Here is a 23631-nt window from a genome sequence, read left to right as displayed (position 1 = left end):
GGAAATAATTAAAGGTTTCCTCCGGTCGATTTAACCGCGGCCGGATTTTCTTTTGGTGCGCCGAGTTTTGTCTTGAAGAAATCAACGACGGTATTGATTACATTCGGCTGATACCAAGAAACATCGCCATGTTTTGCTCCTTCAAGAATAATGTAGCGCACGTCTTCCTTCTTATTTTTCAGAGCATTGAACATTTGAACGCTCTGCACAGGACTGACTAGAGGGTCTTCACTTCCGTGCATCAGCAGATACGGCGGTTCATTTCCGTTGACGTGCCCGATAGGACTTGCCTCAAGCGCCTTTTCAGGAGTTTGAAGGATGGATGCCCCGGGAAATTTACCGAACGCGGGGCCGTTGACCAAAAGCGCTTCCGTCACAGCGGGCGACTCGTGGACCTTCTCAATTTCAGGAGAGAACCCTGCTCCGATATTTCTCAGATCTGAAATTCCGTAGAGCGAAACCACCGCCTGAACATCAGAGGATTGATCGAGATAATCGCCTTTATCGAACTCTTTTTCTCCGTTTGTTGCTCCGGCCATCTGGGAAAGATATCCTCCGGCCGAATCACCCAACACACCAATACGATCCGGATCGATACCGTATTCAGAGGCATGAGCGCGCAGGAAGCGAACAGCGGCCTTCGCGTCTTCCAGAAGCGCCGGGAATTTATTAGGAACAACACGGTACTCGGCCGCAGCTACCACGTAACCGGCTTTGGCCAAGGCGGTCCTCATTTCAGTGAATTTTTCGTAATCAGCGGAAGTGAAGCCGCCGCCCGGGAAATAGACAATCGCTGGCTTGAGCAAATTATTTCTTGGAATCATGACGCTCATACGCATTGCCCGATTCGCTCTGAGGCCTTTAATTTGCGCATAAACAATTCCGGACATCGAGTCGATCTGACCATTCTCGATATTAGGCTTCATTATTTCCGCTCCGGGTGCCGATGAAAGGTCGACCGCCTGAGCCTCCAGCACTGAGGCCATCAATAATCCTCCGATAATTAAGCAGATTTTCTTCATTTCATCCTCCGATTATGTCGTTAATCATAACGAAAGATGATCTAATCAAAAACCAAAACAGTTTGGTTAGTCGACTTAACTAAAATCAAAACCGGAGCGAGAAAAGACTCGATCCGGTTTTTTGTTTTTGTGCAGCGCTACTGTTTGGAAGTGCTACTTTTTAAGCAGTTTATTGAAATCGCTGTCCAGCTTAGCCAGAGCCCGATCAATATTTTCTTGATTGGTCTGAGCCCATTTTTCCTGAGCATTGATCTTTTGTTTCATACTTTCGAGGCTCTTAGCAAGTTCTGCCGGCTGCGGACCTCCCGACGTCCTGCGGTTTTCAATGATCTTGATCGGATTCAAGGTATCCTTGAACTGCGACTCGGACATAGGACATTCCGGATTGCCTTGCGGGTACTCTTTCTTAATTACCTCCGCATAAATTCGCTTCACTTCGGAATATGGAAAGTCTGCGGGCTTGATATCATGGGCTTTAGCATACCCAACGATCTGACTCGCAATGTGATGTCCGACTCTGAATGGAAGTTTGTAGTCCCTCATAAACACGTCAGCAATTTCCTGACTTGCTGTCCAGTCCAGATTCAATTCCTCAAGAGCTCGCTTTGGATTAACTTGAAGCGCTTTTATAACCCTTGTGAACTGCTTCAGCATATCGATTGTTTCTTTGACTCTGCGGGAGTTGTCTGCAACGTTGCGGGCATCTCCCATTCCCGGAATGATATTGTGGGCCAGCCATACAGCCTGCTGAGCGTCCCCTATTAATCTGCTTGCATTGGTTCTTGTTCGGATCATGAGACCCGGATTTCGTTTCTGAGGCATTGCAGAAGAAACATAGGTGTTTTCTCCACCCTCCTGCAAGAGAATCCACGGACGCGGCTGAGCATACTGAACACTCAGATCTTCGATGAACGTTGCTACGTGCAGTGCGATGCTTGTTAGGACAGAAGCAAGTTCGACGGTTTCATCATTGGATTTAAACTGGCCGGCATCATAGGCGTTTTCAACCGGTGCCTTAAAGCCGAGATAATCGGACATTCTCTGGCGGTTCAGCGGCCAGCTAGTGCCGTTAAGAACCGTTGTACCCATAGCGCAGTAATTCAATCTTTCATAGAGGTTTTCAATTCGCTGAGCATCTCGATGAAACGCAGAAAGATAGCCTAAAAGATAGTGGGCATAACTGTTCGGCTGAGCCGCAACACCGTTTGTATAGTTCGGAACAATCGTACCGCGGTTCTTTTCTGCAAGATTTAGAAGCACCTGCATTGTCTTAGAAAGTTCTGTCATCAACTCTAAGCTCTGATCCCGCATAATTGCGGATCTAAAAGTCGCGTGCATATCCTGACTCGATCTGCCAATATGCAGCATCGTGACATCCATCCCCGCCTTTTTAATTAAAAGCGGTTCAAATGTGATTACCGTTTTTGGACGCTTTTCCCCCGGTTTATTGCCGTCATCAAGAACGTCTTTAATCCCCTGAGCAATTTTAGGTGTAACCGCTTTGTCAAGAAGTCCCTCTTCGCTATTAATTACAGCTGTTGCCTTATTCATCTCCCCAAGCCAAAAGAACTCATCTCGATTTTGGGCGTAAGCAGAAAACGCAATTAGAGAGCATAAAAATAATGCAGCGGATTTTTTTAACTTCATATTTATTTCTCCTGAAATTGAAGCTCTTAAAGTAAATGACATATTTGGTATCCTTCAAGAGTTATTTTTCATTTTTGAAAATTAGAAACGAACCCCCTCCAACAAGGCTTGTTATTTTGATTTTTTCTAAGAAAACATGGATCCATCGTTCGATTTAGCTGTCTGGAAATATCTTTACCTGATGTCTAAAGGTAAGACGCTCGACGGAATTTCTCGAGAAAACAACCTTTCTCTTGCATCTTTATTGCGAAAAATTCGTGCGCTGGAAGAACGTTTAGGTACGCCGCTGCTGACGAACACGAAGCCCCTTCGTCTTACAGAAGACGCCGTCAAATGCATCCCAGAGATAGAGAAGCTTAACCAGTCTCACAAAGAACTTCTGAACTGCTTTAACAACGGACAAATCAAACCGAAATGCATCCAGTTTGCGGTTGCTCCCGGCTCCCTTTCGGCCGGTGAAGTCAATTTAGTTTTAATGGAATTTTCTAAGCTGTATCCGGCAATAGAGTTCCAGGTTGAGGTAGGGCCAAAAATTCAAGAAATAGTAGAGGGAAGTTGGGAAATATCCACATTTACCGGAGAACTTAATTCTCCGGATCTCGAAAAACTTTCCCGCGGGAATGCAACATACATACCCGTCGCCTCCCCACTCTATATCAAGAGATTTGGTCTGCCGAAAGATCCTGCTGAGTTGATCAATCATTTCTGTGCGGTCTTTCGCGGAAAATCCAGAGCGGAAACAACTGTGTTGGAGAAGGATGGTCGCATCCATCCTGTACGCTATCAAAGATGCATAAAGTCTACGGATATTCTTTTTCTTAAAAATCTTGTTCTTCAAGGGCAGGCTATTGTCATTGACCTTCCCCTAGGCCATTGTGCGGAGGAAATTATTCAGGGCAAACTCGTGCCTATCCTTGACGGGTGGCACAGAAAGTCCGAACCGCTCTGGATTGTTACATCCAAGAAAAAGTGGAAGGAGCAGCACATAAGAATCTTTATGCAGTGGTATTCGCAGACGTGGAGAAACCTCTTGAAATCTAAAGCCCGCCAGGTTCTTCCATTCATAAAACCGAATACCTATAAGGCCATTTTCAATCCGGAAATTCAAGACCGCTAATCTTAAAACTGTTTTAGACGAAAAATGGTCTTACCAATGCAGTGGAAGACCACAAGCAGCTCCTGCTCATGCATTCCGACTGGCCGGATTTATGAGCATTCTTTACCTTTTCCTGACTTTGACCGAATGAATGAGACACTCAGTTGGCAGACCCTAACTCTTCAGAACATCTTTCTTTTTGGGCACTTGAGCCGCCCTGACACCGTTATATCAGCGTATCCTGATTCCATAATCTAATGCAGGAGATTGAAGATGAAGGTCTGCAGCGCGCTATTTCCACTCTTGTTTTCTCTGTCCATGTCGTGCATCCCCTGCTCTGCACAAACCGAAGTAAACATTCCACGATCACCGAGCGCACAGGAAACACCGATGCAGGAACTCGGCCGAATGCTTTGGTTTGATCCGAGACTTTCACGCTCCGGATTTATTTCCTGCAACTCCTGCCACAATCTTTCCACAGGCGGCGTGGACAATCTTAAGACCTCTGTCGGCGACTATTGGCAGCAGGGTCCGATTAACTCACCGACCGTGCTAAACGCCGAACATCAGGTTGCTCAGTTCTGGGACGGTCGAGCATCCACTTTAGAAGAGCAGGCCGGCGGTCCGATCACGAACTCGAAAGAGATGGGGGCCACGCATGAACTTGCCGTTACGGTAATCGACTCTATCCCCGGCTATAAACCGTACTTTCGCAAAGCGTTCGGTACCGACGAAGTAACTTTTGACCGCATTACCGCCTCTATCGGCGCATTTGAGAAAACGCTGGTTACTCCGGATTATCCGTTTGCTCGCTACATGAAAGGCGATAGAAACGCTATAAGTGAACAACAAATACGCGGCTGGGAAACATTTAAAAAGTATCGCTGTGTCACCTGTCATTCCGGTCCTAATTACGGCGGCAAGTCCTTTCAGAAAATGGGCGCCGTAAAGGATTACGAAACAACAAATCCTTCACTGGGACGCGCAGATTTCACCAAGCGGGATCGAGACCGCATGTTCTTTAAGGTGCCGATTCTTCTTAATATCGAACTCACCTATCCGTATTTTCATGACGGTGCTGTCAGCTCTCTTCCCGAAGCTGTTAAGATCATGGGAGAGCTGCAGCTTGAGAGAAGTTTTAGTCCGGAACAAATAGCAGACATTGTTGCTTGGCTCAAATCTTTGACCGGAAAACAGCCTGAGATCGTATTGCCGAAGCTGCCGCCAAACGGCCCTCTGACTCCAATCGCCGAGCCGTGGCAAAAATCAAATTAATGTCTTGTGCGATAAAGCGAGAGGTCGGTCGTTGAACTGACCTCCGGAAATCACTTGTGCGACGGAATTCTAAAGAGGGGAGGTCTCTTATCAACTTGACCGACGCAGGTCTACAGACAAAAAAAGGAGCACCTAAAAAATTTGTTTAGGTGCCCTTATTCAATCAGGAGCAAAGGCCGAATTGCTCGGCAGAATCTTCGCTCCTTCTCAACCTCAAATCCCAAGGAGAAGTGACAATATTCAATTGCCACAACTGAATATTAGCATAATTGCCTACTGATAAACCCTAATACTTCTATAAATCAACCCCATTTTGGGCGGGACGGTTTGCTTTCTAAGTGTTTTCACCGTGGCAGGATTCTCATCTGTTACTTACAATTCATTTCAACAAACCAACAAAAATCCCAAGGGCCTTCGCAATGCGAAGGCTTTTTTTTGCTTTTAATCCAAAAAGAAGGATGCTGTTTTGATTTTCTCTTTCTGCGTGTATCAAGTTGTTTCAAAAACCGAGTTTTACCCGGAACCTTTCTATGAGGAGGTCTATCCGGAAACGATTTATTTTGATGTTGACGCGTCGGACGCTAAAACTGCTGTTACAGCCGCAGCAGACTTTCTCGTCAATCTTCAACTGGAGTGCGACGAAAAGTATTTTGCTCTGCTTGATAAACATAACATTCGTTACCGCAAACGCGAAGAGATCATTGAAAGAAGGCCTTTTTTTATCACTCGTCTAGCCTATGCAGACGATTCGAAACAAAAACCAGTCCTTTCAGAACGACAGCTCAAGGATTACACAGCAATAAAGGAACTTCCCGCTATACCTAAGGTCCTAAATTTTTCCGCGGACCAAAAACCTAACAGCCTTCACTACCGCTTCTTCCGTAACCTCACGCAGCATCAATTTGTTTATGGTGCGGTCTTTTTAGCGATTGTGATTCTCCTGATTCTCGCGGTCCCTCAGTTTAGAGAACTCGGTGCTTTTGAAGTGATTGACTTGAAACCGGAATAGCCGCCAAAAAAGAGGCGCCTGTACAGGCGCCAAGTCTTTTGTCCCCCGGCATTGCCTACCGGAAGAATCCCATCATCAAATCCCAAGGAGAATCGTATTTGATGAGATTATCCTAGCATAAACCCTTAGGCAAATCCACTATATTTTTGACTATTCTCTTTGGCTTGTTCAATTATTTTGCAGATTCTTTGATACTCAGCCTGCACATCCGGTTCCATCGCAACGCCGTCATCCCATCTTCCTTCCTTAAAAGCAAGTTCCTGGGCCTTAACAAGGCGATTAAGCTCTGTGAACCCAAGCGTCGCGGTAATTGACTTTAGAGAATGCGCAGCGATCCTCGCCTCTTCTCTGCGCTGCTCTTTGATTGAAGAAAAGAGCTCCGAAAAGGTCGGATCTTCCGTAAAACGATAGAGATACTTCTCGAACATTCTTTCGCTGCCCATCATGAATTCAAGCGCAGCGTCCGCATTAATACCGTTCTCCTTGAGAAAGCTCCTGCATTTATCGTCCATTTTGTTCCTCTCACAGCTGAGTTATTTATCCGGCCTTCCTTTTTTGCATTCTGTCTCGGAAATGAATACGTTTACGATTGGTTTTCCATCTTTGTCCACGTGCCTGATTTCAAAACCGGGGAAACCTTCGTTCAGACGATCACGGAAGTCTGAATTTAAGCAGACTCCGTTCAGACTTCCGTTTTTAATTCGGTACTTGGCTTCTTCGTCAAACTGATCTGCCTGTTCCTTCAAATGTTTAATCGTATATAGAAGCGTGCCGTCTTCTTTAAAACCGTCCGCCGTACTTTCATATCCCTCTTCTTCAGCAATCTCAGGCATCACTGCGGTACCGCTGCGAGCAATCATAAGCGAGCGCTTCGGATCGCTTTTAATCAGTCTTCCCGAGGCTGCCCATGCGTCTCTGTCAAGATTCTGTTTGTGAACTTCCGCATTGAAATTCCTGCATGCTTTCATTTGTACTTTTACGCTGTCAAACCGGGTTCCTTCTCCGTCGTAAAAGTCATAATTCACATCGTCGATATCGTAATCAAAGTATGACGGTGTTTCTACGCAGGTCAGCCCCAAAAGAAACGTCCCGAAGTACTTCTTTTCTTCCGCTGAAAAACTCTGCGAAATCCTCTCCGGATAAGAAAGTTTGACCGAAACCGATCTGGAACCGTCCGGAGCCTTGATGTCGGCCCTGCCGTCCTCAAGCGCATCCCTATGATTCTTTAAAAGTTCTGCGAGTTTATCGTTAATGCCTTTAAGCGCCTCGATATTTGACTGAGTCGGCTGAGGCTTTTCTTTCGCCTGCTCTGCCTGCGGTTCTTCCTGCACCGGAGCGCTTCCTTCATACCAAAGGATAAACACTGCACCTGCCGCCGCTATTACGTATCGATAGTCTATTCCGAACCACTTCATCGGCTTTGCTCCTTTCTCATGATTCTCTCACTTTAGCAGAAACGATAAATCGAAAAACTATGTCGCATGAAACACTGCTCGCAACGGTTAGAAGCCAATTTTTTACTGCCGCTTTTCAATGAAAACACCCTGAGGCTTTTATCAATTTAAATTAACAGGCAGACTAAAGGAATCACCTGCTTTTAAGGATCCGCCTTTGCGGTTGAAACTTGCCTATACGCAAAGAAAGACGGACACACGACGCATCATCCGGAACGTCAGTGAAAACGACTTCCAAATACTGCCAATCGATAGTAAGTGAACTGATTCAAACGAAAACTGAGTTGTCTCTGCATTATCCTGTAACCTCCAACGAACAAAGGAGAAAAAATGCCTTATGTCAATATAAAAGTCACCGGCGACGAAGAAGCTCCGACAAAAGAGCAGAAACAAAAACTTATCGAAGGCGTTACCAAACTCATTGGCGACGTTCTCGGCAAAAATACTTCAAATCTGGTTGTCGTCATTGAAGAAATTCCAATGGACAATTACGGGATTGGAGGTCTTACTGTTCGAGAACGGAGAAAGAGTAAGAAATAACGAGGCAATATTTTTTTCGCTCGCATTAGGCAGACCCGAAGCAGCTATGCCCTAGGGTTTCTTCGTCCTTTAAATTAAATAACCCCTTATTCCTTTGTAACAATACATAGCAGTTTGTTCTTTTTGGACGACCGAGAACTGCCTATCAGTCTTCTGCCAATTATCTTTCTTCACATTGATTTTTTGTAGGGAGAAAGAAATTGAAACTTATTGATATCAAGTCTCCGAAAGATATTAAAAACCTCAGCATCGACGAGTTAAAGGATTTAGCCTCTCAAATGCGCAGTGCCATTGTCAATTACACATCCACAATCGGCGGCCATGTCGGGCCAAACCTCGGCGATGTGGAAGCGCTCATTGCACTTCACTATGTATTTGACGCTCCGAAAGACAAACTCGTCATTGATGTTTCGCATCAAGACTTTGTCCATAAGATGCTGACCGGTAGAGCCAAGTATTATTTGGAGAAGGATAAGTTCCGCGACATCGGAGAATTTACCGATCCAAAAGAAAGTCCGGAGTATGACCTCTTTTACGCCGGCCACACTTCTCCCTCAATCAGCCTAAGTTTCGGTTTAGCTAAAGCAAGAGCACTCAAAAAACAAAGCTGCAATATCGTCGCCTTTATCGGTGACGGTTCACTCAGCGGCGGTGTCGCGTTTGAAGGCCTGGACGCTGCAGGGAAACTGAACAGCAACTTTATTGTCATCGTCAACGACAATCAGATGGCCATCGCCGAGAATCACGGAAGTCTCTATGACAACCTTCAGGAGCTGAGAGAAACGAACGGTCAGAGCTCGAACAACTTCTTTAAGACTCTTGGCTACGACTACGTTTACGTCCGTGACGGCAATAACTTAGAAGCTCTCATTAAGGCTTATAAGAAAGTCAAGGACTCTCATAAACCGGTCGTCGTTCACATTAACACTCAGAAAGGTCTCGGCTATAAGCCCGCGGAAGCGCTCCGCGAAGAATTCCACTTCTCCGCTCCGTACGACGTCGCAGACGGAGAGCCGCTTGTACAGTCCAACAGCCCGGACTACATCACCGTCACCCGCGATTACCTCCTTCAGAAGGTAAAAGAAGATCCGACACTTCTCATTATTTCTTCGGCAACCCCTGAAGTATTCGGATTCATGGAAAAAGAACGCAAGGAATGCGGTGAACAATACATCGACGTTGCGATCGCGGAGCAGACCGGTGTATCCACAATGGCCGGCGCGGCCCGCGCAGGCGCAAAGGTGATCTACCCAGTCGCCGCCACATTCCTTCAAAGAGCTTATGACCAACTGGAACAGGACTGGGCAATGAATGATTCTCCTGCCGTCATGCCTGTACTGCACACCGGCATCAGAGGACTCACCGATTTAACCCACTTGGGCTTTTGGGACATCCCGATGATTGCCTCTATTCCGAACATTGTTTATCTTGCACCGACAAACGCGGAAGAGTACAAGGCAATGATGGACTGGGCATTAAGCAAAAATCAGCATAAAGTTGCGATTCGAGTACCGACTTATAGCTTTGAACTCGCAGACGGATCTGTAGATACCGACTACAGCGATCTGAACAAATTTAAGGTCGTCCGCAGCGGCAAAGATGTCGCGATCATCGCTGCCGGTGACTTCTTTGTTAAAGGCAGACAGATAGCGGATGAACTGGCCAAGAAAGGTATTCAAGCCACACTCATCAACCCGCGCTTTGTCTCCGGCGTTGATGAAGAACTCATTCTTTCTCTGGAAAAAGACCACAAACTTATCGTCACACTCGAGGACGGAAGCATTGAGGGCGGCTTTGGCGGTCGAGTCGCACAAACAGCGGCTCCTACCTCTATGAGATGCCTGACATACGGATTAAAGAAAGAATTTGTCGATCGCTACAATCCGGACGAACTGGAAGAAAAATATGGCTTGACCGTTCCTCAGATCGTCTCTGACATTGAAAATATTCTGAAGTAATCGGAATAGTTAAACTTTGTGTACGGCGCATTTCTCAGGGGGTGCGCCGTTTTTGTCTTCATGATTTAATATGCATCTTCCATCAACCTAATGTAAAACATCATGATTTCCTTCTGCATACCGACAAAATTTCTCTTTGGAGCCGGTGCTCTGAAACAGCTTCACAAACAACAACTGCCGGGTAAAAAAACGCTTATCGTCATTACGCAGGGGAAATCGGCAAGAAAGCACGGATATCTGGCCGAACTCGAAAAGCAGCTTGATCTTGCCGGAGTCGAACACATGGTTTATGACGGTATTCGTCCGAACCCGACTAAGGACAGCATCATGGAAGCGGCTGCCGCTGCCCGCAGAGAGAACTGTGATTTCATTACAGCGCTTGGCGGGGGCTCTCCTATGGATAGTGCGAAAGTCATTGCGGTGATGGCTACCAACCCCGGTGACCTTTGGGATTACTGCGTCAAAGGAACCGGAAAAGGTCTTCCTATCCAGAATCAGCCTCTTCCGATTGTATGCGTCACCACCACTGCCGGCACAGGTTCTGAGGCAGACGGAGGCGCGGTTATCAGCAACACTGAAACCTGCGAGAAGTATGGCATCGGTGATCCGCGCATGTTCCCGACGCTTTCTGTTGTTGACCCTGAACTAATGCTTTCTGTACCACCGGCGCAAACAGCGTATCAGGGACTTGATACATTCTTCCATTTAGCCGAAGGCTATATTTCCAGAACATCCAATCTCTTCAACCAGATGTTTGCTCTGACCGGAATTGAGAACGTCTCCAAATATTTAGCGATTTCGATTAAGGACGGTACAAACCTCGAGGCTCGCGAGCATATGGCTTTTGCCAACACACTCGGCGGATTTGTTATGGCGACGGGTCGTCTCACCAGCGAGCATGCTATGGAGCATGTGCTGAGCGCGCACTATCCTTCTCTGCCTCACGGTGCGGGACTCATCTTATTATGCCGCGCCTACTTCGGCCACTTCATCAGCTGCGGCGCTGTCCCGGAAAAATTCATCAAAATGGCTCAGGCTATGGGGATAAAAGACGCGAATAAGCCTGAAGACTTTCTGACAGCCTTGGAGGATCTTCTTAAGGACTGCGGCGTCGCTGATCTGAAGATGAGTGATTTCGGAATCAAAGCTAATGAAATGGAACAATTCGGAATCGAAGCGAAAACGGTCACTCCGGAAATGTTCGCCAATGACCCGGCAGAAATGACAAAGGAAGACTGTATTGAAATCTACAGAAAGTCTTACCGCTGATTCCGCGGATTTAGACAGAAACAATTTAGGGCCGCTTCTATAACAATTAGAGCAACTCTTAAAACCGCAAAACTTCCCGCACCTGATACGACGTTAGCGCGGGAAGTTTTGTTTTTGTCTGCGCTTTCTTCCATTGAGAAAGCGTCTTCAAGTTTTACATGCTAGTTGGCTTCAGCAGCGTTTTTGCCGGCAATGCGGCCGGAAAGCAAGTCGATCGCATTTTCATCCGGATAGCGCAGTTTATTCTGAACCAGCCAATATGTAGATCCCGGCCGCGCGAACACCGCCTTTGAAAGAACATCTCGAGCTGCGCCATCGTTAACGAAACGATCGCCTTTTTATCTTCTGCTGTCAGCGTTCTGTCCAAGACACCGATCGCTAAGTCTTGCGCCAATACCAACCCGGAAGGAAGGAAAAGGGAAAGTACGAAAAAACAACAGACAAAATAATGTGCTTTTTCATACTTTCCATAGTGTTTCGTCAGCCCGATTTATTTGGCAAAGCTCTTTAGGCTCTCGCCTGTCATACGGCAGATACGCCAATCCGGCATAACAACCGCGCCGATTTTTTGGTAGAAATTAATCGCCGGCTGGTTCCAATCCAAGACACTCCATTCAAAGCGGCCGCATCCTTTCTCTACCGCAGTCTTCGCTAAAAACTGCATGATTCGCTTCCCGTAGCCTTTGCCTCGGAACTGCGGCACAACAAATAAATCCTCGAGATAAAGACCGCGTCTGCTTAAAAAGGTGGAGTAGTTAAAGAAATACAGCGCAAATCCCACCGGAATCTCATCACCTAACTCATCCAATTCCCAAGCGATGACAGAGTAACAATCCGGCTTTTCGGAAAAAAGCGACTTTTCAAGAAGCTCAACGGTAGCCACACACTGATCTTCTAATTTTTCATATTTGGCCAATCCGCGAATTAAGTCCAAAATAATCGGACAGTCCTCTTTTCTGGCCGGTTTAATTAAAAACTGAGACATCCTTACACTTCCTGTTTAGTTTTGCGGAGCTGGCGACGATTGTGTCGGCGCGTCTGCCTTCTTACAGAATCCTTTATACAGCACAGACATTGTGCTTTTATCGACGATCGGTCTCATCTTGCGATCAAACTGCTGCTGTTTAACTTTAGCGCCCTTCCCGTCTGCTTCAGCGTAGGCCGCAATCGCTAAAGGCGCATACTGATTCTGTGCGCAGTCAATGACATATTGAATTTTGGAAGATTTTGAATCAGGAATGAATCCGCGATTCTGCATCGTCCAAAAATAGACCTCGTCGCCTTTTCTGCGTATGCCGGTCTTGATCACGTAAAACTCGTCAGCAATTTTGATTAAGTTCTGTCGGCCAATAACTGGTGGAATAAAAATAGGCATTGGGGCAGCAGAGCCCGACTGAGTATTGTTTAGATTACGAACCGCAGGCGATGAAGACCGGTAGGTCGGTCTCGGATAGGTTCTCTGAGGAACGGCTGCAGGTCGTGACGGTCTAATGGTTGTGCGTCCTCCAAGCCTTGCCGCTTTGCAGTCTGCAGCAACAGTAAATAAGAAGAGCACAGAACAAAGCATTGGAATGGTTCTTTTCATATATTCTCCTTGTTTCTTGAAATTATGCGCTTTCGGATTCCCTGCTTTGCGATTTTTCGCGAACTCAAGGAAAACCATAAGGGAAAAGCACCTCTTCAATTGAATGAAGAGGTGCTTTTAGTCTTATACAAATCAGCGAGAGGGATTAGTACTCAAAAGTTCCTTTTTTGAGGATTTCACCATTGCGCATCATGGCAGCACCCTTAGCGAATACATCCTTGAGCTCCCAGTTCTGATCAAAGAGGCAGAAGTCTGCGCTTGCGCCGCACTTAACTTCACCTTTGCCTCTAAGTTCGAGCCCCTGCGCCACATTGCGAGTCAGCAGCGGAAGAACTTTCTGAACTTCATGTCCTCTTGAAATCAGTTTCTTGAGGTCACGCAGGTTACAGGCCACTCCGCCGATACCAAGACCTACCATTTCGCCTTTCTCGTTAAATCTTGGAACAGAACCGTGTCCATCGGAACTCATGGTGATAAGCGACTGATCAACACCGGCGTCCCAAGCCGCTTCAACTGCATCTGCCGGGCTTTCAAAGGCACATGAACCACCCGTTGTAATATCGATGCGGCCGCCGCGTTTACCAAATTCCAGCGCTTTACCAAAGACATACTTGTCTCGAGCGCAGTGCGTCGGACGGATATGACGGATCGGGAATCCGCGGTTCACAATGTCCTCAAACATTTCAAATGCGCCGGGAACATTGCCAAGATGGATATGAAGTACTCCGATTTTTCCTGCGATCATTCCGCCAACGCGGATCTGGGTGAGAAGATCCAGGACCTGCTGTGTTGTCGGGAAAGAGGAACGGTGATCACCGAGCGCGATTTTCACGCCTAAAACTTCGTGAACCATCAGAAGATCGTTTTTCACGCTTCCTGTAAGCGTTGTCGGCGGATAGGCATAGTTACTTGTGTACATCCAAGCAGAAACCCCTTCGTCAGTAAGGGCCTGGACTTTTGCCAAAAGATTGGGAATGGAACGGGAAACGCTGTCCGTTCCGGAAACTCCGACAAGACTGGTTGTACCGCATTCAACGAGTTCAGACAGTACGATTTCCGGTGTGCGGCTCTTCGGACCGCCCTCTCCGCCTCCGCCGGTAACATGAATATGCTGATCAATGAAGCCCGGCGTCATGATCATGCCTTTGGCATCAACCATTTCGAGATCGGGGAGTACAACGGTGAGATCTTTGCCAATCGCGGCGACTTTGTCGTTGACAACGAGTACATCTTGGACGCCCATGTCGTCCGGATTGTAGAGATGAGCATTTTTAATAAGGTAAGCCATGTTTCATGTCTCCTAGAGGAAAATAAGGCTGCTTGCCACAGACACAACAACCGCGATGATCATCACGGGAATTGTTCTGCGGATCAAATCAATCGGTGTCAGGCCCGTAATGCCAGAAACCGCAATGATCACACCGGCGATCGGGCTCATAGTTCGTGCGATACCGGCAGAAAGCTGAACCGGCACAACGAGCGCCAGAGTCGGAATACCAACAGAGGAAGCCGCTTCAGGGAGCAGCGGAGAGAAAGCGAAGAATGCCGCATTTCCGGATCCGGTCACAATCGCAGCAACAATCATGATGACAAGCATCACAAGAAGCATGATGACTAAACCCGCGTTCTGCATAGAAGCAGCCGCCTGAATCATTGTTGAGATACCGCCGATTTTATTGAGGCCCAGCGCAAAGAGCTCCGCACAGACAATCAGGCTGACTGTGGAAGTAAATACTTTGCCCATGCCTTCGAAGATTGCCTGAGAATCTTTGCAGCACTGCTTGAAGTCGCGGCGCGTCAGGATATCAATAACCAGTGTGATGATTAAAGAGACGATGATGGCTGTGACAAGACTCAGCTTAATGCCTTTGTAGACCAGCGGAGAGAAGATGACGAGCAGGAAGAGAGGAAGCATCGGAAGAATCGCGTAGTAAGCGGGACCGGCACCTTCAAGAGCCTTATCAACATCCATTGTGCTTTCAGGGCCGTTCTCAGCATTGGCCTTGGCTCCTTCTCTCCGGTCAAACCAGCGCTGAACAAAGAAGTGACCGATCGCAACGGAGGCAATCGTGCACAGCGCAACCGGACCCTGACCCTGAATGAAATATGTAACTACGTCCATTCCGCACAGATCCGCAGCACGCATCGCATTGGAGCTCGACGGTCCGAGGTCCAAACAGCATGTCGTTGCGATAACCGCGGCGGCCGAGGTTCTGGATACGCCGAGCGCAACAAGGAGCGGATAGACGGAAGCCATTAAAAGGAGTCCGAGGCCGACAGCGGAGTTAACAAAGAGCGCGATGAACTGACCCACAACATAAGTGAGTGCCAGCAGAACATAAGGGGAGCGAATCGCCTGGAGCGGTTTAACGCAGAGTTTTACCAGAGATTTGCTCGCGCCGATGCGGTCCATGTACACCGCAAAACCGGCAATCGCCATAATGTTCAGGCCAAGACCGGGCAGGCGCCCTTTCATTAAATCGGTAAACGCCTGTGCGACGTCAAAAGCAAAGAAGTGTGTTGAATTCTTTGCCGCAACCGGAGCTACACCAGTGAAATACGCAATGAAAAGCAGAACTAAACCAATCAGCAAAAGAATGATCGGCGGATAATAATTTTTTATGACAAAGTAAGCCACTAAGCCAATGGCTGCCAAAGTCAAAATAACTCCTAACATGAGTAATCTCCTTGTAGTTTGAGGATTGAGGCACTTTTAATCCTACACCGATACCAAGTCTTAGGTATTGATATTTATCAAAAGGCACTCAAATCATAATCCATTAAATAATTGATAGAAAGAATAGTATTTTCAATACTATTAAGTTAAATCAATAACTAATTAACGGTATTTAATTCTTAATTAAATCAAAATTTATAGTATTTATACCTAGTTTCTGATAGAATAAGAGGCAAGTAAATACTCTTGAAGTTAAGCATCCGTCGATGGCTAGGTTCTTCGGCGGATTTTATTTCGAGTTCCGCCCCGCCTGCGCCAGAAGCCAAGCGGCCAGATCATTCAGTTCTCCGCTTTTCATTTCGTGCTTCATTTGATCGTAAATTCTGAAGTCGGTCTGAATGCAGTGTCGGCGAAGAAGCTGATTATCTATCTGCGCTTTTATTCCCGGGATCAGCGGATCAGCGTTTCCGACAGCAATAAATACCGGTATCTCCAAACCAGAAAATCTTTGTTCAGAAACATCGGCAATCAGAGAGGAAAGGGAAAAAACGCCTCCAATTCGATCAGATCCAGTTAAGACGGCGTCTGCAGCAATCAAGCCGCCTTGGGAAAATCCGCCAACAAATATATGACCGGGCTTCACGCCTCCAGTGATAAGACTATGGATAAGAGACTGCGTAAACTTTGAACTGCGAAGAATCCCTTCTCCGTCCTGATCCTTGGTTAAGTCTTGATTCCTAATATCGAACCATGCAGGCACCGAAGAGGCGGAGAGTGTGAGTTTGACTGTGGGCGCCGTTGGAAGAATGAAACGCCAGCTGTCGCCTAATTTCCGCAAGAGATATTCAGCAACCGGAAGAAACGATTTACCGGTGGAAGAGAGACCATGAAGGAAGATGACGATGAATTCAGCGTCCTTTCTGCCCAGCTCTGTGATTTCTCCGCAGTTAACTAATCCCTCCGCCATTATTCCTCCGCCTGAGTGTTTTATACGAGATAATTCCAATAGCCAGTCAGCAGCTTTACCAGCTCTTCGTCAGCTAAAATGCACAGTATCACATCATAAAAAACCAGATGGCTAGGAGCACATAATGTTTGTTGTTTTCACTGACGGAAAAATCCTCAATCTCAATCAAACCGTATTGATCGAACCGCAGCACGGAACAAGCGAAGTTCGTTTCCGCCTTTCGAACGGTCCGGATATTTCCATTCCTATGGATGAAGAGCAGTATCACGCCCTGGTCTTGTCTCTGCAGCATAACGATCCGATTCATCATGTTCTCCCGAACAAGAAAGAAGCTAAAAAATCTTCCTTGGATTTCCGAGATTTTCCCTCTGTTCTCGAAGGTGAAAACTCTCCGGTCTAGTTGATTGAACTTTCGGACAAATTGCGGCCGGAGCGCCGCAATTTTTTTTGCATAAAACGGGAAAAACCTGTCATATTGAGAACGTACAAGGCCTGGCGGTCAAATAAAAATGTCACAAATATGCCTTCCTGTTGTTAAAATCAGCCTATCGCGACACTTCGTCGTTTAACACAGAGGTCTTTATGAAATTACTTACCGCCGCTGCTATGGCCTTGGCTCTTGTCACAGGAAGCGTCAACGCCGCCGAACAGCTCAACGCATACTCAATCATGCCAGAGAAATACGCATCCAAGGTTTTCTCTGAATTTACTAAAGATACCGGCATCAAAGTCAACTTCATGAGATTCTCTTCCGGCGAGGCGCTGGCGCGACTCAACGCTGAGAAGAAAAATCCTCAGGTTGACGTCATGTTAGGCGGCCCGGCCGACACCTATGCGGCCGGTGTTAAGGAAGACATCTTCGAGCAGTATCGTCCGAAAGATTCCGACGCGATCCCCGCAAGTCTTCGTGACCCGCAGAACCATTGGACCGGTATCGGCATCATTCCGCTTTGTTTCCTGACAAACACCAAGTTCCTTGAAAAGAACAACATGAAGGCCCCTGAAACATGGAACGACCTGCTTGATCCGCATTACAAAAACAATCTTCAGATGGCTGATGCCCGTACCTCCGGAACAGCGACTGAACGCATCTATTCCCTCGTTAAAGTTATGGGCGAGGACCCTGCCTTTGCATATCAGAAGAAGCTGAATGGCAACATCCAGATGTATACAAAGAGCGGCGCGGGCGGTGCGATGCCGATCGCTACCGGCCAGTGTGCATCCGGCATCTTCTACATTGTTGACGCGCTTGACATCAAACAGCAGGGCTATCCCGTTGTAATCACCTATCCGAAGGACGGTGTTTCCTATGGTATCGAGGCAACAGGTATTGTCAAGAACGCCAAGAACATGGACGCCGCCAAAAAATTTGTTGACTGGGCAGCCAGTAAGAAATTCGCCGACTTTATCGTCGCCAACAAGATCAACTACGTTCCCACCCGTGCAGATGTTAAAACAGATAACCCTCTGCTTGATCTCTCCAAGATCAACATGAAAGACGTTGACGTTGCATGGAAGGGTGAAAAACGCAAGGAATACACAAATCGCTGGATCAATGAAGTGATCAAGTAATTTCCTTATTTTGCATTTAAATCGCTATTTGAAAATGTCAGTGCCGACAGCAAAGCTGATCGGCATCTGGCATGTCTGTTAGGCAGGGAATTATGCCTGTATCAGTTCCCTGATTTTTGGGAGTAATTTATGACGAGCGGCATTAAGCGGCAAAGAGACCCGGTGACCCTTCTCACCATATGTGTTCTTTGGCTCGCTATGGGTGTCTTTGTTTTGTATCCGGTCGTCCGTCTTTTGGCGATGACGTTTATCGTAGACGGGCACTTATCGTTTCAAAACCTCATGCCCTTTCTCGCAAGCTGGTATGACCGCCGAGCTATCGTCAACAGCATCATTCTGGCTACCGCTGTCGGTGTTGCGGGAACTGCGATCGGATTCATCTTTGCATTTGCTGTTACACGGCTTTCTCTGCCGCGCTGGCTGACCTTCTTTATTAGTGCGGTGACGCTGCTCCCTCTAATTTCTCCACCTTTTACTTCCAGTATTGCTTTAACACTTTGTCTTGGTCCGAACGGCATTATTCTTTCCGCGCTCGGGCTGGAAAACTTCAACTTCTTCGGTTTTTGGGGAACGTTCATTTCAGAAACGCTGACCTACTTCCCCATCGCATTTATGACGCTGACGACCATTCTTCAGCGTATCGATCCAAATTTAGAGGATGCCGCCTACTCACTCGGTTCCTCCCCGTTTAACGTTTTCCGAAGCGTAACATTCCCGCTGTCAGTTCCGGGTTTAGCAAACGCTTTCCTGCTGGTTTTCTCCTGCTCTCTTGCGGACTTTGCGACTCCGCTGGTTTTAGGCGGACACTCCTTCCCGGTTCTTCCGACGCAGGCTTATTTGCAGATTACCGGCATGTATGATTTCAACGGCGGTGCCGCGCTTTCCTTCCTTCTGCTCGTACCTGCTCTGATTGTTTACGCTCTTCAGAACTTCTGGGTCGGCCGAAAGAGCTTTGTGACCGTGAGCGGAAAAGCAGGCGGCCGAAGCTCTATCAAGGGACCGGGGACTTTGATTTCCGGTATCGTGATCGGCACTATCGCTTTTATTACCGCTTTTGTGATTTATCTCTACGCCATTATTTTTGTCGGCTCTGTCGTCAAGGTCTGGGGTGTAGACAACAGTTTCACTCTTGAGAATTATCACTACGTATTCACGTTTGGCATGAAGGCGATTAAAGACACGCTGCTGATTGCCTGCGTCGGCACACCGATCGGCGGCCTCCTGGCTGTTCTTATCGGCTATGTATGCAAGTGGCTGAAAATTAGAGGTCATAAGACGCTTGAGACCGTTTCGCTTCTGAACTACACTCTGCCGGGTACAGTTGTCGGTATCGCGTACATTATCGCGTTCAACGACAAGCCGCTCGTACTGACAGGTACGGTTTACATTCTGATTGCCGCATACGTGTTCCGTTATTCTTCTGCCGGTATTCGAAACGTTATTGCCGCGCTTTCGCAGATTGATCCTTCTATTGAAGAAGCGTCCACCAGTCTTGGCGCCTCATCCGCATATACATTCAGGAAGATCACTGTTCCTCTTGTTCTTCCTGCAGTTCTCACTGGCATGCGCTATTTGTTCATTCATTCCATGACCGCGATCAGCGCGACTATTTTCTTAGTTTCCGTCCAATGGAGTCTGATTACCTGCCGAATTCTTGAGTGCATGACCGAACTGCAGTTTGCACAGGCCTGTGCTTTTTCAATTGTTTTAATCCTTATCGTTTTTGCCGCCTCCAGCATTATGGCCCTTCTCGCCAAGGTCCTTTGCCCGGTCGGCGATGCTTCCGGAGGTCTTCGCTAAATGTCTGTTTCTCTTACTCTTAAAAACATTACCCGCCGTTATGTCAAAGACAATGAGGAATTTCTGGCGGTCTCCAACGTTAATCTTGAAGTAAAGGATGGGGAGTTTCTGACCTTCCTCGGGCCGTCCGGCTGCGGAAAGACAACCACGCTTCGCATGATTGCCGGTTTTGAAACGCCGAGCAGCGGTCAGATTCTTCTCGGGGATCAGGACGTTACAAAGATCCCTGCGAACGAGAGGAGGATGGGCTTTGTTTTCCAGAACTACGCCCTCTTCCCGCACATGAAGATCTTTGACAACGTTGCCTACGGTTTAAAGATTCGCAACGAAAGCAGCGACGCAATTAAATCCAAAGTTCGTGAAGCTCTTGCGATGGTTGGATTAGAAAAAGCCGAGCATCGCTATCCTAATCAGCTTTCCGGCGGCGAGCAGCAGCGTGTGGCCTTGGCACGAGTCTTAGTGCTTCACCCTAAGGTAATTCTTATGGACGAGCCGCTTTCAAACTTGGATGCGAAGCTGAGACTGCACATGAGAACAGAAATCCGCCGTATTCAGCAGGAACTTCAGCTTACTTGTCTTTATGTGACCCATGACCAGAAAGAGGCTCTGACAATGTCAGACCGCATCATGGTTATGAACCACGGCAAAATCGAGCAGATCGGCACTCCGATGAAGCTTTATGATGACCCTGCCACCGCGTTTGTTGCGGACTTTATCGGACAGGCCAATCTGATTCCTGGGAAACTCCTGTCTATTGAAAACAACATTGGCACCATCGACGTCAACGGAAGAAAAATCACAGCACGCATGGGTGTTCTCAATCCGCCGAAAGTCGGCGGCAATGCCCTTCTTGTTGTTCGCCCGGAAAATCTGCTCCCGGCTGAAACGGAAAACGGTCTCGCTGTAGAAATTTCAAATGCGCTCTTTGAAGGTGACCGCATTGATTATCTGTTTAAGCTTCTCAACACAGATAGCAGCAAGACTTACTCCATGTCTATTCCTTTCCTGCCCGGAGCTCAGCTTATTTCCGCCGGAACGAAGCTGAATGCTTCCTTTGTACCGCAGGCCGGGGTGCTTCTTAACGCCGACTAAAATCGATAGAGACGATTAAAGAACGCATTGATCTCCGCTTCCAGCGACAATCGCTCGGAAGCGGAGATTTTTTCTTGTCGAAGGATTCGAGCGAAGTCTCCGATCCTATGTTCATTATTTTCACTGCAAGGGAGAATCGGGAGACGTTTAAGATAATTGCATGAGTTATTCGCGGTGGGATTGATTGTCCGAATCAACCTATCGGCTGCGTCAGAGTTCAGGAAAGCCAATAAATAATCCAGTCGATCCGACTGATGAGGAAAAATGCCGACTACGGATTGGTCAAAGACTTTATCTTTCATGTAAAAAGCCCTAACCTTTTTAGACTTCACCATCGGCATACCGATTCCTTCTCTAAAGTAAAAGGTCCTATTCTGGAACCTCGCTTTCTTATCCGTCTTATAGTGGTGAATCGCTTCTTCATCCCAGAGTATCCAAAATCTGTCTATCCCGTAACTGTACGCTTTGGACCCTGCTCCCTTGGCAAGCGGTACACGTCCCTCATCAGGCTCTGAGAAAATAAATCGTTTATTGTCTCCCGTACAAATTCCTGTCACGACAGAAGCCTCATCTCCAAGTACCGGAGCGTTTGCATAAAAACGGAGCACCTCTGGAAATAAGAGATCACTTTGAGGTATCTGACTTACGGATTCACTGCTGCAACCAAGATCTGTCACTTCCTTGAAACCGCTGTGTACTCGGCAAAGCATCTCGTTATTACGACCTTTTTTAAGATTAATAATGCAAAGTCCCGAGTAAACGAATTTCAAGCCCGGGAAAAATTTAGACGGAAACAAATACACATCCTCAATACAACACCGGGCAAACAGAAACTCCCGAAGGTGTCTATGACGATTAAGGTACAAGAATGTATCGGGAACAATAAAAACAAGCCGCCCGCCAGGTTTTAAAAGCGTGATACAGCGTTCGATAAACAACGAGTAACTCTCTTTTACGTACGAATCAGGAAATTTATTTCTCAGAATCTGACGTTTTTCTTGTGTCTGCCACGCTCCATAAGGCGGATTCCCGATAATCTTATCGATTTTCCCCTTTAGTTCGTCCACCTGCGAAGACAGCAAAGTGTCACCGCAGAAAACCGAGCACCGGCCCTGGAATTTACTGCTTAGCAATGCGGCGGACCGCGCATCGATTTCCGACAAAATAAATTCCGAAGGGAGAACTGCGGAAAGTACGGCGTCAGCGATAGCACCTTCTCCAGCAGAAGGCTCGAACACTCGATCTTCCGGCTTAACATCCAGAAGTCTGACCATGAGACCTAGAATCTCCTTCGACTCTGTGTAAAAAGCGCATCGTCTGTCTAGCTTAGGCATTGAAAATCTAAAAGCACCAGATAGGCCCGCCTAAAAAAGCGGGAAGAAGTATTCTTAGATTTTAGCGGCTTCAGACGCCGCAGAGTTTCCCTTAGATATACAAAATGGCGCAGGCTGATCGCTGCCGGACTTTCTAGCCGTCCGTATCTCTGATCTGCATAAACTGATCCGCTTTTGTAAAGTAGAGACGTTCTGTCATTTTGATCGCCACATACGCAACAATTGCAGCTACCGCAGCAATACAGAAACAAATAAGAAGCTGATAGCGAACGGCTAAAAGAGGATTAACTCCGGCTAAAATTTGGCCGCTCATCATGCCCGGAAGTGCCACGATACCAAGGACCATCAGCATATTAATCGCAGGCAGCATGGCGGCCGCAGATGCCGCACGCACCGTACGGGCTGTCGCCTGCTCAACATTGGCGCCCATTGCAAGGAGTGTTTCGATTTCATCAGCTCTTAGTTCAAGTTCGCTTCGATAGCGCTCAATCACCAAAGATGCAGCATTCATGGCCTGGGCTACAAGCATGCCGCCTAATGAAACAATATAACGACCTTCCCACAGCGGCTGGGAGCGTACAACAACAAACTGAAGATAACCTAGCGTGCAGATGGAACCCAAGAAAATCGACACAAAGAGAATTCTTTGGTAGATACGTTTTGCTTTTTTTGTATTAAGTCCGGTAATTCTCTTCACTGCAGCTTGGGAAGCTGCGGCAACCATAAAAATCAGAAAGGCGCAGATGACCCAAGGATTATTTTCTTTAAAAATCCAAAGCAGAATATAGCTCACCGCAACGAGCTGAACCGTTCCGCGAGCGACCCCGATGATTAAAGACTTGGTAAGCCCCAAGCGGTGTTTAATGGACAAAAACAATGCGATGAGTACTGGAAGCAATCCGAGGCCCATTTGAAATATCGAGATTTCGTTCGATCCGCTTACTGCCATGATTAACCTTCTTTATACTGCGTGTCAGTCTAGATATTATTTAACTAACTAATGAGCGACAGTGTAATTAGATGGAAGCTCCGCAGATTACATAACCTCCCCAATATCGGCATACCTCAAGAGCTAAAGCTATTAGTATTCAGCCTCTCGCCTATTTCGGGCGTTAGGTAATAACCATTAGCTAATTTCTGGTTAGACTTGTTCCCGTTCCGGCTCACAAGAGAGCGGAACCCCAAGGCTTTCTCGTTTGAGCCGGATCAAGCGAGCCAAATTCTTTAGGCGGAAGATTATTCATCTTCCGCTTTGTTTTCTCAGATTGAGAAAATAATATTTCGTTCTGTAAATATTCCTATTATTTTGCGGTAAAAATTATCTTTATCCAAAG

The 23631-nt window shown here is 47.0% G+C and carries 21 protein-coding genes; 10 read left to right on the top strand and 11 right to left on the bottom strand.

The genetic code is table 11. From position 1 onward, the window contains the following. Positions 1-8: 8 nt before the first annotated feature. Positions 9-1022 carry an alpha/beta hydrolase gene (locus AC6I1F_RS12245; protein ID WP_160336320.1) on the bottom strand — a complete coding sequence of 338 codons (1014 nt, stop codon included), beginning with the start codon at positions 1020-1022 and terminating at the stop codon, positions 9-11. 153 nt (positions 1023-1175) lie between these two features. Next, positions 1176-2669, bottom strand: a complete 1494-nt coding sequence (locus tag AC6I1F_RS12240; protein ID WP_160336321.1) for an argininosuccinate lyase — start codon at positions 2667-2669, stop codon at positions 1176-1178. 136 nt (positions 2670-2805) lie between these two features. On the opposite strand from AC6I1F_RS12240, the gene AC6I1F_RS12235 reads away from it, so the two are divergent. From AC6I1F_RS12235 to AC6I1F_RS12225, 3 genes are all read left to right on the top strand, one after another. Beyond that, positions 2806-3786, top strand: a complete 981-nt coding sequence (locus AC6I1F_RS12235; RefSeq protein WP_160336322.1) for a LysR substrate-binding domain-containing protein — start codon at positions 2806-2808, stop codon at positions 3784-3786. A gap of 369 nt (positions 3787-4155) precedes the next feature. Further along, positions 4156-5040, top strand: a complete 885-nt coding sequence (locus tag AC6I1F_RS12230; RefSeq protein ID WP_237178839.1) for a cytochrome-c peroxidase — start codon at positions 4156-4158, stop codon at positions 5038-5040. A 466-nt stretch (positions 5041-5506) separates the two neighbouring features. Further along, positions 5507-6049, top strand: a complete 543-nt coding sequence (locus tag AC6I1F_RS12225) for a hypothetical protein (RefSeq protein ID WP_160336400.1) — start codon at positions 5507-5509, stop codon at positions 6047-6049. Positions 6050-6174: 125 nt separating this feature from the next. Here AC6I1F_RS12225 and AC6I1F_RS12220 read toward each other — a convergent pair whose 3' ends face one another. Together AC6I1F_RS12220 and AC6I1F_RS12215 are read right to left on the bottom strand one after the other, a co-directional pair. Then, positions 6175-6561, bottom strand: a complete 387-nt coding sequence (locus AC6I1F_RS12220) for an Hpt domain-containing protein (protein WP_160336399.1) — start codon at positions 6559-6561, stop codon at positions 6175-6177. A 21-nt stretch (positions 6562-6582) separates the two neighbouring features. Beyond that, positions 6583-7464 carry a hypothetical protein gene (locus AC6I1F_RS12215; RefSeq protein WP_160336398.1) on the bottom strand — a complete coding sequence of 294 codons (882 nt, stop codon included), beginning with the start codon at positions 7462-7464 and terminating at the stop codon, positions 6583-6585. A gap of 369 nt (positions 7465-7833) precedes the next feature. Here AC6I1F_RS12215 and AC6I1F_RS12210 point away from each other — a divergent pair, with 369 nt between their 5' ends. From AC6I1F_RS12210 to AC6I1F_RS12200, 3 genes are all read left to right on the top strand, one after another. After that, complete coding sequence (locus tag AC6I1F_RS12210) at positions 7834-8043, top strand: tautomerase family protein (protein ID WP_160334771.1); 210 nt, start codon at positions 7834-7836, stop codon at positions 8041-8043. Between the two features lie 200 nt (positions 8044-8243). Further along, complete coding sequence (locus AC6I1F_RS12205) at positions 8244-10001, top strand: 1-deoxy-D-xylulose-5-phosphate synthase (protein ID WP_160334772.1); 1758 nt, start codon at positions 8244-8246, stop codon at positions 9999-10001. A gap of 102 nt (positions 10002-10103) precedes the next feature. After that, positions 10104-11270 carry an iron-containing alcohol dehydrogenase gene (locus AC6I1F_RS12200; RefSeq protein WP_160334773.1) on the top strand — a complete coding sequence of 389 codons (1167 nt, stop codon included), beginning with the start codon at positions 10104-10106 and terminating at the stop codon, positions 11268-11270. 490 nt (positions 11271-11760) lie between these two features. Here the strand turns inward: AC6I1F_RS12200 and AC6I1F_RS12195 are convergent, their stop codons facing one another. The 5 genes from AC6I1F_RS12195 to AC6I1F_RS12175 all read right to left on the bottom strand — a co-directional run bounded on the left by AC6I1F_RS12195 (position 11761) and on the right by AC6I1F_RS12175 (position 16499). After that, a complete protein-coding gene (locus AC6I1F_RS12195) occupies positions 11761-12255 on the bottom strand; it encodes a GNAT family N-acetyltransferase (protein ID WP_160334774.1) in 495 nt (164 codons plus the stop codon). 15 nt (positions 12256-12270) lie between these two features. Then, a complete protein-coding gene (locus AC6I1F_RS12190) occupies positions 12271-12855 on the bottom strand; it encodes a surface-adhesin E family protein (RefSeq protein ID WP_289162948.1) in 585 nt (194 codons plus the stop codon). Positions 12856-13000: 145 nt separating this feature from the next. Beyond that, positions 13001-14143 carry a beta-aspartyl-peptidase gene (gene iadA, locus AC6I1F_RS12185; RefSeq protein ID WP_160334776.1) on the bottom strand — a complete coding sequence of 381 codons (1143 nt, stop codon included), beginning with the start codon at positions 14141-14143 and terminating at the stop codon, positions 13001-13003. A 12-nt stretch (positions 14144-14155) separates the two neighbouring features. Further along, positions 14156-15532 (bottom strand): C4-dicarboxylate transporter DcuC, encoded by a 1377-nt coding sequence (gene dcuC, locus AC6I1F_RS12180; RefSeq protein WP_160334777.1) that lies wholly within the window; start codon positions 15530-15532, stop codon positions 14156-14158. 289 nt (positions 15533-15821) lie between these two features. After that, complete coding sequence (locus AC6I1F_RS12175; RefSeq protein ID WP_251453093.1) at positions 15822-16499, bottom strand: alpha/beta hydrolase; 678 nt, start codon at positions 16497-16499, stop codon at positions 15822-15824. 124 nt (positions 16500-16623) lie between these two features. Here AC6I1F_RS12175 and AC6I1F_RS12170 point away from each other — a divergent pair, with 124 nt between their 5' ends. From AC6I1F_RS12170 to AC6I1F_RS12155, 4 genes are all read left to right on the top strand, one after another. Further along, positions 16624-16899, top strand: a complete 276-nt coding sequence (locus AC6I1F_RS12170; RefSeq protein WP_160334779.1) for a hypothetical protein — start codon at positions 16624-16626, stop codon at positions 16897-16899. A gap of 182 nt (positions 16900-17081) precedes the next feature. Beyond that, the gene (locus AC6I1F_RS12165; protein ID WP_251452744.1) at positions 17082-18071 is read left to right on the top strand and encodes an ABC transporter substrate-binding protein; all 990 of its coding nucleotides are present in this window, start codon (positions 17082-17084) and stop codon (positions 18069-18071) included. A gap of 129 nt (positions 18072-18200) precedes the next feature. After that, positions 18201-19871: an ABC transporter permease gene (locus AC6I1F_RS12160; protein WP_160334781.1), complete on the top strand. Its 1671-nt coding sequence runs from the start codon at positions 18201-18203 to the stop codon at positions 19869-19871. Then, on the top strand, positions 19872-20963 hold the full coding sequence (locus AC6I1F_RS12155; RefSeq protein WP_289162951.1) for an ABC transporter ATP-binding protein: 1092 nt from the start codon (positions 19872-19874) through the stop codon (positions 20961-20963). It begins immediately after the preceding gene. Here AC6I1F_RS12155 and AC6I1F_RS12150 read toward each other — a convergent pair. Next, complete coding sequence (locus AC6I1F_RS12150; protein WP_160334783.1) at positions 20960-22237, bottom strand: HsdM family class I SAM-dependent methyltransferase; 1278 nt, start codon at positions 22235-22237, stop codon at positions 20960-20962. The genes AC6I1F_RS12155 and AC6I1F_RS12150 overlap by 4 nt on opposite strands. 193 nt (positions 22238-22430) lie before the next feature. Beyond that, positions 22431-23246 carry an ABC transporter permease gene (locus AC6I1F_RS12145; RefSeq protein WP_160334784.1) on the bottom strand — a complete coding sequence of 272 codons (816 nt, stop codon included), beginning with the start codon at positions 23244-23246 and terminating at the stop codon, positions 22431-22433. Between the last annotated feature and the right edge of the window lie 385 nt (positions 23247-23631).

This window comes from Parasutterella sp. St.1A3, assembly GCF_059728705.1.
Note: the sequence above shows the minus strand (reverse complement) of the source record. Positions and strands in the feature narration are given on the sequence as shown.